This window comes from Ferroacidibacillus organovorans (assembly GCF_001642725.1).
Taxonomy (GTDB): domain Bacteria; phylum Bacillota; class Bacilli; order Alicyclobacillales; family SLC66; genus Ferroacidibacillus; species Ferroacidibacillus organovorans.
The window spans coordinates 18,381-28,958 of the sequence record NZ_LSUQ01000032.1 but is presented as its reverse complement, the minus strand read 5'-3'; the positions used below and the strand labels follow the sequence as shown (position 1 = coordinate 28,958).

At 55.1% G+C, this 10,578-nt stretch carries 11 protein-coding genes; 10 read left to right on the top strand and 1 reads right to left on the bottom strand.

Annotated features, from left to right (window positions below):
* Positions 1-185 precede the first annotated feature (185 nt).
* The 8 genes from AYW79_RS10355 (at position 186) to AYW79_RS10320 (ending at position 7,389) form a co-directional block, all read left to right on the top strand.
* Positions 186-1,037: an alkaline phosphatase family protein gene (locus tag AYW79_RS10355; RefSeq protein ID WP_067565268.1), complete on the top strand. Its 852-nt coding sequence runs from the start codon at positions 186-188 to the stop codon at positions 1,035-1,037.
* Between the two features lie 23 nt (positions 1,038-1,060).
* A complete protein-coding gene (locus tag AYW79_RS10350) occupies positions 1,061-2,170 on the top strand; it encodes an ABC transporter substrate-binding protein (RefSeq protein ID WP_067565265.1) in 1,110 nt (369 codons plus the stop codon).
* 61 nt (positions 2,171-2,231) lie between these two features.
* Positions 2,232-3,095, top strand: coding sequence for an ABC transporter permease (locus AYW79_RS10345; RefSeq protein WP_067565262.1), 864 nt, complete (start codon positions 2,232-2,234; stop codon positions 3,093-3,095).
* A complete protein-coding gene (locus AYW79_RS10340; RefSeq protein WP_067565260.1) occupies positions 3,085-3,867 on the top strand; it encodes an ABC transporter permease in 783 nt (260 codons plus the stop codon). The genes AYW79_RS10345 and AYW79_RS10340 overlap by 11 nt, the downstream gene beginning before the upstream one ends.
* Positions 3,854-4,942 (top strand): ABC transporter ATP-binding protein, encoded by a 1,089-nt coding sequence (locus AYW79_RS10335; RefSeq protein ID WP_067565257.1) that lies wholly within the window; start codon positions 3,854-3,856, stop codon positions 4,940-4,942. Before AYW79_RS10340 ends, AYW79_RS10335 begins: the two co-directional genes overlap by 14 nt.
* A 39-nt stretch (positions 4,943-4,981) precedes the next feature.
* Positions 4,982-5,830: a histidinol-phosphatase HisJ gene (gene hisJ, locus AYW79_RS10330; RefSeq protein ID WP_067565287.1), complete on the top strand. Its 849-nt coding sequence runs from the start codon at positions 4,982-4,984 to the stop codon at positions 5,828-5,830.
* Positions 5,817-6,602 (top strand): DeoR/GlpR family DNA-binding transcription regulator, encoded by a 786-nt coding sequence (locus AYW79_RS10325; RefSeq protein ID WP_067565254.1) that lies wholly within the window; start codon positions 5,817-5,819, stop codon positions 6,600-6,602. The genes hisJ and AYW79_RS10325 overlap by 14 nt, the downstream gene beginning before the upstream one ends.
* Before the next feature lie 7 nt (positions 6,603-6,609).
* Entirely contained in the window at positions 6,610-7,389 is a 780-nt protein-coding gene (locus tag AYW79_RS10320; RefSeq protein ID WP_067565251.1) for an enoyl-CoA hydratase-related protein, read from the top strand.
* 27 nt (positions 7,390-7,416) lie between these two features.
* On the opposite strand, the gene AYW79_RS10315 is transcribed toward AYW79_RS10320, so the two are convergent.
* Entirely contained in the window at positions 7,417-8,580 is a 1,164-nt protein-coding gene (locus AYW79_RS10315) for an iron-containing alcohol dehydrogenase (RefSeq protein ID WP_067565248.1), read from the bottom strand.
* A gap of 149 nt (positions 8,581-8,729) precedes the next feature.
* Here AYW79_RS10315 and AYW79_RS10310 point away from each other — a divergent pair, with 149 nt between their 5' ends.
* Positions 8,730-8,930, top strand: a complete 201-nt coding sequence (locus AYW79_RS10310) for a DUF3311 domain-containing protein (RefSeq protein WP_067565244.1) — start codon at positions 8,730-8,732, stop codon at positions 8,928-8,930.
* A 41-nt stretch (positions 8,931-8,971) separates the two neighbouring features.
* Positions 8,972-10,501, top strand: a complete 1,530-nt coding sequence (mctP, locus tag AYW79_RS10305; RefSeq protein WP_067565284.1) for a monocarboxylate uptake permease MctP — start codon at positions 8,972-8,974, stop codon at positions 10,499-10,501.
* The last annotated feature ends 77 nt before the right edge of the window (positions 10,502-10,578 follow it).

The following is a 10,578-nucleotide window of genomic DNA, read 5'->3' as shown; positions in this document are numbered from 1 at the left end:
CCGCCGTATGCGGACCCGCATGTACGGTGGTGTGAGAGGTCGGGGGCTAGGCGCCCCCTCCTACTCGATTATTCTTCATCAAGTCTTTACGGAAGAATTACAAAGACGCAATGAAAACCACAAAACACACAACTAGAATGAAGATAGATCCACAAGAGTACACATTCCTTTTGCGGGGGTTGGTTATGGGAGATCGCATAAACCCAAATCGCTTGATCGTTGTATTGATCGATGGCTTGTCAAACGAAGTCGCGCAGCGTCAACTCGGCTACATGGAGGGGCTTGTCGAAGAGGGGGCGGCACTTCGTGCTCGTGTAAAGAGCGTCTTGCCAAGCCTGTCTCGCCCCTGCTATGCGAGCATCTTTACGGGTACGTCACCGCGGGTTCACGGTGTCAATACGAATGAACCTACTGCGCGTTTAGAGACGCTAAGTGTATTCGATGTTCTCGCCGAAGCGTCGCACACGTCTGCGGTCGCCGGTTATCACTGGATGAGCGAGCTGTTTTCACGCGGTCCGTATGATCTGGTGCGCGATGTGGAGCAAAACCATAACGAGTCTGGGATCACCCATGGGCGTTTCTATCATCAAGATGAGTATCCTGACGCACAGCTTTTTGCACTCGCTGAGCGCATGCGTCGCACAGAAAACCCTGATCTTTTGGTCATTCATCCGATGGGGTGTGATCACGCGGGGCACAAACACGGCGGTGAATCGCGTGAATACGCGGGACGTGCAGCGTTCATGGATGGCATTCTCGCAACCGTTCTCCCCGTCTGGATGCGGGAAGGGTACCAAATCATCGTGACCGCCGATCACGGCATGAACGCGTTTGGCTTTCACGGCGGGCCAGATGAGGCAGAACGCATCACACCATTTTATCTTATCAGCCAGCGTCTTTCGTCGTCACGTGTTACGCAGGATACGATCGAGCAGACGGAGCTTTCCGCACTCTTTTGTGATCTTCTTGAAGTCGTCCCGTCCGCGACGATGCGCCCGTTTTCACCGTCGCGCAAAGCACAATGGTTTGGCTTATAAATCGAAAATAAGGAGCGATCGAATTGAAAAAATCAGCATCAACCATCATTGCGTTGTCCGCTACTGCCGCTGTGATTCTCTCTGCGACAGCCGCATTCGCATCCAGTCACAAGGTGCAAAACCATCGCGCGCCGGCCGCGTCACTCACGAACTGGAACAACGGCATTGTGGCCAAAGCGAAGGCAGAAGGACTGGTACACGGATTTGGCATGCCGTCCAACTGGGCCAACCTTGGAAACATGTGGTCATCTTTTTCAAAAACGTATGGCATTCAAACGCAGTATGTGGCAGAAGGCAATATGAGCTCGGCAGAAGAATTGCAAGCGTTTCAAAAGGAAAAAAATCATCCGATCGGTGACGTCGGTGACATTGGAATCTCGTTTGGACCAACCGCCGTCAAGATGGGTGTTGTCGCGCCATTTAAGAATCAGTACTGGAACCAGATTCCGGCCAACTTAAAAAATCCGAATGGCAATTGGGCGGCCGCCTACTACGGCGTCATTTCGTTTGAAGTCAATCCGAAGATGGTTAAGCAAATCCCGCACACGTGGAAGGATCTTCTGAAGCCGGAGTACAAAGGGCTCATCGGGTTTGGCGATCCGCGCCAGGCGGCAGAGCAGTTTGACGCAGTGATTGCGGCGTCTTACGCGTTTGGTGGCAATGCGAACAACGTCATGCCAGGTATCCAGTTCTTCAAAAAGCTGCATCAGATCGGCAACTGGACAGGGACGACTGGAAGCAGCGCCGCGATGAAGACAGGACAAGTCGGCATCCAGATCACGTGGAACTATCTCTCTGAGGCAGACGCCGCGCAGTTCCAAGGACGTCCTTCCATTGTAACGGTGGTACCAAAAGACAGCACTGTGGCGGGACCGTATGTCGAAGTGATTAACAAGTATGCGCCACACCCGTACGCGGCGCGCTTGTTAAATAACTACCTGTTTTCGAATGCGGGACAAATCTCGTATGCAAAAGGTGGAGCCTACCCTGTGCGCTTGAAATACATTAAACTTCCAGTAAGCGTGCACCTGCCAGCGCTCAACATGGCGCACGTCCACTTTCTCTCGGGCACTTTTGCGAAGGCGACAGCCACGATCAACGCAGATTGGGCACCCATGGTTCTTGGCCAATAAATCAATCGACGAGTCCGCCGACGCTACGTGTGTCGGCGGCTCCATCTTGAGGAGGTAGCGCATGCACAGACGTGTGGGGTGGCTGATTTTTATCCCCGTATTTCTCTTTGTGGCCATCTTCTCCGTAGGCCCTGCACTCGGCATTCTCTTTGCGAGTCTATCTGGAAGTCACGGCGCGACGATTGCGAATTACCGACAAACGATGACCGCGCAGTATGGCAACGCGTTTGTGATGACCTCTTCGCTCTCACTGTATAGCAGCGTGATCGCAACGCTCTTTGGTTTCATGGTAGCTTGGAGTCTCGCGCGCGTGAAGTCACAGACGGTGCAGAAGCTGCTGATGGCCGTGTCGAGCACGATGGCAAACTTTGCAGGACTTCCACTCGCCGTCGCGTTCATGGCGACACTCGGGACATCAGGCATTCTCACCCTGCTTGTCAATCAGCTTTTTTCTGTCAATCTTACCAATCTCGGCTGGAATCTCTCCTCATTCTCTGGTTTGCTCGTCGCGTATCTCTCCTTTTTGACTCCGCTTTCAGTCATCCTTCTTTTGCCCGCCGTCACATCGCTTAAAAAAGAATGGGAAGAAGCGGTGTACACGCTTGGCGCGCCAATTCAGACGTACATTCGTCGCGTCGCGCTGCCGATGCTTTTCCCGAGTCTTGTCAGCACGTTTGCGCTCCTTTTTGCGAATGCCTTCTCGACGTACGTCACAGCGTACGAACTGGCTGGCGGCAGCGTCAATCTCGTCCCCATTCTCATCGGGTATATGGTCAACGGCAATGTCAGTATGAACCTCGGTCTCGGTGACGCGCTATCCATGGAGGAGATGATCGTCCTGAGTCTCGCTGTGCTCCTCTATCTGTTTGCACAACGCCGATCACACCTTCACGCGAAAGGAGGGCGCGCACAACGTGCTGCATAAGCTTTTGACGCGCGCGATTCTCGTCGTCTTTCTCATCGGGATGCTCATTCCCGTGCTCGGTCTCTTGATCTTTAGCATCGACAATCAGGGACTTTTCACGCTGCAGAACTATGCTGCGCTGTTTTCCGATCCATCGTTTCAACAAGCGCTCGTGAACTCGATCGGAATCTCGCTGATCAGTGTCGCGCTCGCCATCGCCCTTTTCACGCCTCCGCTGTGGTATGGCTACTTGTTTAACACGCGCGTGATGCGGTTGATGGAAGGGCTCAGTTTCGTCACCTTCGTGCTGCCCGCCGTTGTATTAGGGCTTGCTTACGTCCAATTTTTCAGCAATCCGCCGTTTGCGCTCGCCGGTACACCCACGCTGCTCCCGTTTGCGTTTGCGCTTTTTGGCATGCCGTACTACATTCAGGCAGTGCTCAATCGCCTACGGCACACCGACGTTCGGATCTACCACGAAGCAGTGCAAAGCTTAGGTGGTTCTGCGTGGACATCGTTTTGGCGCATTCAATTTCAGGCGATGGCTCCTGGCATTCTGATCGGCTCCATCCTCGTTTTCAGTATCGGTATGGGCGAGTTTACGATCACGCAGTTGACGACGGGTGGCTCCTTCATGACCCTTCCTATCTACCTGCAGGTTGGCTTTCAGAATAATCCGCTGACAGGGGCAGCGATGGCGGTTATCGGCATGGGCATCGCCATTGGCGGCGTCTTCGTCACACTTTTTGCACTTTCGAAACGGAACAGGGGGGTGCGCGATGCTGCGCATTGAATCACTGCAAAAGAAGTTCGGCGCGGTGCAAGCGGTGACGGATGTGTCTATGCATGTGGATGAAGGTGAGTTTGTGACACTGCTCGGGCCGAGTGGATCGGGGAAGACAACCGTTTTGCGCATGGTCGCAGGCCTCGAACAACCGACTTCCGGGACGATTCTGATGGATGACGCCGATGTGACGCGAATGCCTGCGCAAAAGAGGAACATCGGTATGGTGTTTCAATCGTACGCCTTATTTCCAAACCTGAGTGTGTTTGAGAACATCGCATTTCCGCTGCGCGTTCGCAAGTGGAAGGCGGACGCGATCAAGGCACGCGTCGAGGAACTGCTAGAACTGGTGCGCTTGACACACCGCCGAAACTACGCGCCAGACCAACTCAGCGGCGGTGAGCGGCAGCGCGTCGCACTCGCGCGCGCGCTGTCGTTTTATCCACCGCTTCTTCTGCTCGATGAGCCATTGTCCGCACTCGACGCGAAAGTAAGGCAGAGTTTGCGCTCCTTTTTAAAAGAGATTCAGCGGACGACTGGCGTTACAACACTGATGGTCACGCACGATCAGGAAGAGGCGCTCGAACTGAGCGACCGCATTGTCGTCATGTCGCAAGGACGTGTGGAACAGGCAGGTGCGCCAATCGATGTATACTATCGCCCGCAGGGAGAGTTTACGGCGACATTTATCGGTGCGATCAATACACTTCAGGTCTCTGTGCTCGCCGTCGGTGAGCGCGCAGCGCACGGGCAACACGTATTGCTTTCGTGGAACGGGCATGTCTTTTCCTGGCTGCTCTCCGATCAAGAAGTCGCCCATCAAGAGAGCCTTACGCTTCGCGTACGCCCAGAATCGCTTATGGTTGATGAAGCATTTGAGGAGGGCGCGGCGCGCGCAGAAGTGCTTTCGGTCGCTTTTATGGGCGCGGTGACGCGAATGAGTGTGCGCGTGGGGCAAGACGTGGTCCTCATCGACGCGCTGTCTTCGCGTGTGCCCTCTGTCGTCACCGGGCAGAGCGTTGGCGTACGCTTTGTCGATCAGCGGATCGAAAAACAGGTTGCAGGGCGTCTCCTTGCGCTTTGAATCAAGGATAAATGGAAAAGAGAAATGAGTGTGCTTGATATGAAACACATTTACAAATGGGATGGGCACACCCATACTCACTATTGTAGACACGGCGCGGACGCATCGGTAAAGGAGTATGTCAAGCGCGCGATGGAACTCGGATTTGAGCGCTACTCGATTACGGAACACCCGCCGCTGCCGGATGGATATTTGCAAAACGTGGACGTGATGAATCAACTCGCGATGCCTTACGATGAGCTTGATCGCTATGTGGTGGAGATGGCTGCGATCAAACAGCAATTTTCGAGGGAGATCGACGTGCGTGTGGGGCTTGAAATTGATTTTTTGCCGGGGTGCGAGGCGTATACGCGAACACTGCTTGCGCATGTTTCGCATGCGCTTGATGAGATTCTCGTGTCTGTCCATTTCCTTCCTGGGCGCGAGGGGATGAGGTGTATCGATTTATCTCCCGAAGATTTTATGGAAGGGCTTGTCGCACATTACGGATCGGTTGCGTCGGTGATCCATGTGTATTTTGACCATGTGGAAGCGGCGATCTCCTTTGCGTCGACGCTAGAAATCCCCGTTCGCATGGGCCATCTTGCGCTCATTGAAAAATTTCGCGACGCGCTTCCCGCGTTTGACGACGCACTTGTGCGCGCCCGCCTTACGAGACTGCTCCCGCTGATCAAAGCGGCGGGTGTGGGGGTGGATTGCAACGTCGCGGGGTTTCGTAAAGCGACGTGCAGGCGACCGTATGTCCCTGTGTGGTGGATGGCGCGCGCGCTTCGTGAGGAGATCCCGCTCGTGTTTGGCTCGGATGCACACGCTCCGGGTGATGTTGGCGTTGACTGGGCGTGGTTTGAACAGGTGATACAAGGGTGTGAATTCGATGTTAGCCATTGATCGCATGCGCGCGATCGCAGAGGTTGTTCGCGTTCAATCATCCGTTCGCGCAGTGGAGCTTGCGCGACAGTTTCAAGTGTCGGGGGAAACGATTCGCCGCGATCTTGAGCTGCTAGAGCGTGAAGGACTTGTACGACGCGTTTATGGCGGGGCGGTCGACGTGCACCAGGCGCCGGTCACGAAGTACAAGGAGCGCGTGATTCATCGCATCCATGAAAAAGAGGCGATTGGCAGACTGGCGTCAACGTTAGTGGAGGATGGGGACACGCTGCTTTTGGATGTGGGGACGACGATCAATACGTTTAGCCAGTATCTATTAGAAAAACGGAATTTGACCGTGATTACGCCATCCTTGATCGTTGCGGCTGCGCTGCGCTCCGGAAATGTCGGTCGGGTGCTCGTCACAGGCGGCGAGTTGCAGGCGGATGAACCGTATCTGACGGGATCGCTGGCAGAGTCTGCGCTGCAAAAGTACTATGTGGATCGCGCGTTTATATCTGTCGGCGGCATTTCCCCGGAGGTCGGGCTCACCGATTTCGATGAGAACGAGGTGCGCCTTCGCCAAACGATGATGCAGCGGGCGAAGCAGGTGATCGTGCTCGCGGATTCGAGCAAACTCGGTGTTCGCGCATTCACGGTGATCGGAAGGCTCGATGAGATGGATATTCTTGTCACGGATGATGAAATCACGCCTGAAATGCGCGGTCGCATTGAAGATCAAGGGGTAGAGATTCGCATCGCACAACGCGCCTCACGTGATAGGATGAAGTGAGGAGGGGATGCGGATGACGATTCACATCGAGCGCCAAGGCGACGTGGCGCATGTTGTATTTGCGCGACCAGAGGCGCGCAACGCGCTGAGTGTCGAGATGGTGGGGCAGCTCATCGAAGTGACGGCCGAAATGGCACAGGACGTAAAGGCTCGCGCTGTGCTCTTCTCGGGAGAGGGAGCAGGGTTTTGTGCAGGCGCCGATCTAAAAGAGCGGGCGACGATGGAGGAAGATGCAGTAAAGCGACATGTCACGCTCATCCGGCAGGCGATTCGCGCGATCGAGCAGTTGCCGATGCCGACGATCGCCCTGCTCCACGGCTTTGCATTTGGCGGGGGACTTGAGTTGGCGCTCGCCTGTGATTTGCGGTTCGCCGCGCGTGACACGTTGGTGGGGCTTACGGAGACGGCACTCGCGATTCTTCCCGGTGCGGGCGGAACGCAGCGCCTTGCGCGACTGATCGGCCCGATGCACGCAAAACGCCTCATCTTCAGCGCGGCGCGGATCGACGCAACGGAGGCGCTGCAAATCGGTCTCTTGACGGATGTGGCCGATACGAAAGAAGAAGCGTTCGCGCGCGCGGGGGAGCTTACGCAGCAGATTGCAGGGAACGGACCGCTCGCTGTTCGGCAGGCGAAGTGGGCGATCGATCAGGGGCTCTCGGTCGATTTGGCGAAAGGGTTAGAACTTGAGTGGGAGGCCTACCAATCGCTGATTCCGACAAGCGATCGCGTGGAAGCCCTGCACGCCTTTCGCGAAAAACGAAAACCACAGTTTGAAGGACGCTAGCGCCTATCGCTTACAAGCGCAAGGCGTTCATGTCCACTGATACGTTTCATCGAGCAGCGTTTGATAGTCCTCTCGCGTGACAGGACGGACGTTGCTCTTTGTCGATCCGTTTTGAAACGCCAAGTCGGCTAAGTGCTCAAAATCTTCGACGCGCACGCTGGCGAGGTCGCGGAGTTTGGGGATACCGAGTTCAGCAGTCCACGCGCGAATGCCGTCAAGAAGCTTTGCAACGGCAAGCTGATCCGAATCGGCGGTACTCGCAAAGTTCATGACGCGCGCAAGCCTTGCGTGAAGTACTGGATAGGCTTCGGCATTAAAGCGCAAGACGCTCGGCAAAAATACGGCGTTCGCCACACCGTGCGGCGTATCATAAAGTCCGCCAAGCGCTTCGGCCAGGCAATGGACTGCGGCGACGTCGGTTGAACCGAAAGAGAGCCCCGCAAGCAGGCTGCCTTCAAGCATTGCCCTGCGCGCATCCAAATCCTCGCCACACGCGACGGCTCGCCTGAGCGATGGCACGATCAACTGCATCGCCTGTTCACCGAACGCTCTTGAAAGCGGTGTCGATAGACGGCACGTCGCGCCCTCGATGGCGTGCACGAGCGCGTCAACTCCGGTTGCCGCAGTGACCGAGGGCGGCACGCTGCGCGTCAGCAGTGGATCTAGGATTGCAAGGGTTGGGCGCAACCGCTCGTGCTTCAGTGTCATCTTGCGGTGTGTCGCGTGTTCCGTGATCACGGCAGAGCGGGTTACTTCAGAACCAGTGCCGGCGGTCGTTGGCAGGCAGATGATCGGAGCGACCTCCTCATAGAGGCGTTCGCCGTCCGCGTACTCGCGCGGTACGCCGCCTGAGCGGCCGAGCAGCGCGATTGTTTTCGCCGTATCCATGGCACTCCCGCCGCCAACAGCAACGACTGCGCTGACGTTTTGCTCGCGCATCAGCGCCGCACCGCGCAGGCAGTCTTCATCGCGCGGGTTTGGCTTAACATCGGAAAACAAAGCAACCTGATAACGCGCCTTGTGCAGCATTTGCAGAAGGGGCTCAAGCATTCCCGTCTGCAAAACGCCAGGATCTGTGACAACCATCAGCGATTCTCCCGGCTTAAACAGGAGCGAGAGATCATCCACGAGTTTTGCTGCGCGTCCGTCGCCGAATTCAATTTGTGTCTGCATGCGGTAAGAAAAGTCCATCGTCACTCCCCCATGGTCGTTGTGAAACTCTGAATGGTGAGACTACTTTATCACAGATTTCTAGACTTCGTTCTTGACGGATCGATTGGTCGCGTGGATAATGAGTCCAATCGTGAATAAGCGAAAATCAGAAATGGAGGTGACCACAGATGAAAACGCCTTCCCGCGCAAACAAGGGGTGGTACTGGCTTTTGCTGATTCCTTTTATCGGCACACTCTTTCCTTCGTTTTACGCATTTCAAGCCCCTGCTTTATTCGGGTTTCCGTTTTTTTATTGGTACCAAATGCTCTGGGTGCTGATCAGCGCAGCGTTGACAGGGATTGTCTATCGCGCGACGCGCGACGCGTAATGGCGTTAAGCTTGTAATAAATGAAGGGGAGGGATTTGCGCGTGAATGGCACCGCACTAACGGTCTTTATTTTCTTTTTTATCCTAGTGACAGTTATGGGATTCCTCGCCGCACGCTGGCGTCGGGGAGATTTGGGGCACATCGATGAGTGGGGGCTCGGCGGACGTCGCTTTGGCACCTTGATCACCTGGTTTTTACTCGGGGGCGACCTTTATACCGCATACACGTTTATTGCAGTCCCTGCGCTTCTCTACGGCTCTGGCGCGACCGGATTCTTCGCTGTTCCTTATACGATCATCGTTTATCCGTTCGTATTTCTCGTGATGCCGCGCATGTGGTCTGTCGCTAAGAAACATGGTTTTGTGACAGCCGCTGATTTTGTCAAAGGGCGTTTTGACAGCCACTGGCTCGCACTGGCTATTGCCGTCACAGGCATTCTCGCAACGCTTCCTTATATCGCGCTTCAACTCGTCGGGATGCAATCGGTGATTTCCGCGATGGGCATCACGGGGAAGGGCTTTATGGGTGAGCTCCCACTCATTATCGCGTTCGCCATTCTCGCCGTCTACACGTACACGAGCGGATTGCGGGCGCCTGCGATGATCGCGATTGTCAAGGACATCATGATCTATCTGACGATTATCGTCGTTGTTGCAGTTGTTCCGGCGAAGCTTGGGGGATTTGCGCACATTTTCAGTGTAGCCCAAACGGTGTTATCGCATCGCTCGATACCAGGTGCAGTCATTCTCTCGCCAAAAGCCTATCTGCCTTACGCTACGCTCGCACTCGGCTCAGCACTCGCTTTGTTTCTCTATCCGCACAGCATGACAGGTACGCTCAGCGCCAGCGGCCGCAAGGTTGTCAAGCGTAACGCTGCGCTCCTTCCGATCTATTCGCTTGTCCTCGCGTTTATCACGCTGATGGGCTACATGGCAATTGCAGACGGAATCAAAACAAAAGATACGACGACCGTCGTTCCGCTTCTCTTGCTTCACCAACTGCCTTCATGGTTCGCGGGATTCGCGTTTGCTGCGATTGCCATCGGCGCGCTTGTTCCCGCGGCAATTATGTCCATTGCGGCGGCGAATCTTTTTACGCGCAATATCTATAAGGCGTATATCCGTCTCGGCGCGACGTCACAGGATGAGGCGCGCGTGGCAAAACTGAGCTCGCTCGTTGTTAAAGTTGGCGCGCTGCTCTTTATTGTCCTTCTGCCAAAGAGCTACGCGATCAATTTACAGTTGCTCGGCGGTGTGTGGATTTTGCAAACGTTGCCCGCAGTGATTCTCGGTCTCTATACGCGCTGGCTTCACCGCCATGCGTTGTTACTCGGTTGGGCTGCAGGAATGATCGTTGGCACCTCGATGGCGATCGCCAATGGATTCAAATCTTCTATCTTCGTCTTGCATGTTGGACAAGGCGCGTTTGCCGCGTATGCGGCAGTGGACGCACTCGTCGCAAACTTGATTGTCGCGGTGATCTTTACGTTCATTTTTAACGCAATTGGAGCGAATAAAGGCGCTGACCAAACGCAGGCGAGCGATTACTTGACATCCGAGGCGAGTGCGTAAAAGTTCGACACGCGTTTTCTCACAGGCTAATCCTCACCAGACACCGTTTTGAACGTTATGAAACGCGGACTTGATCA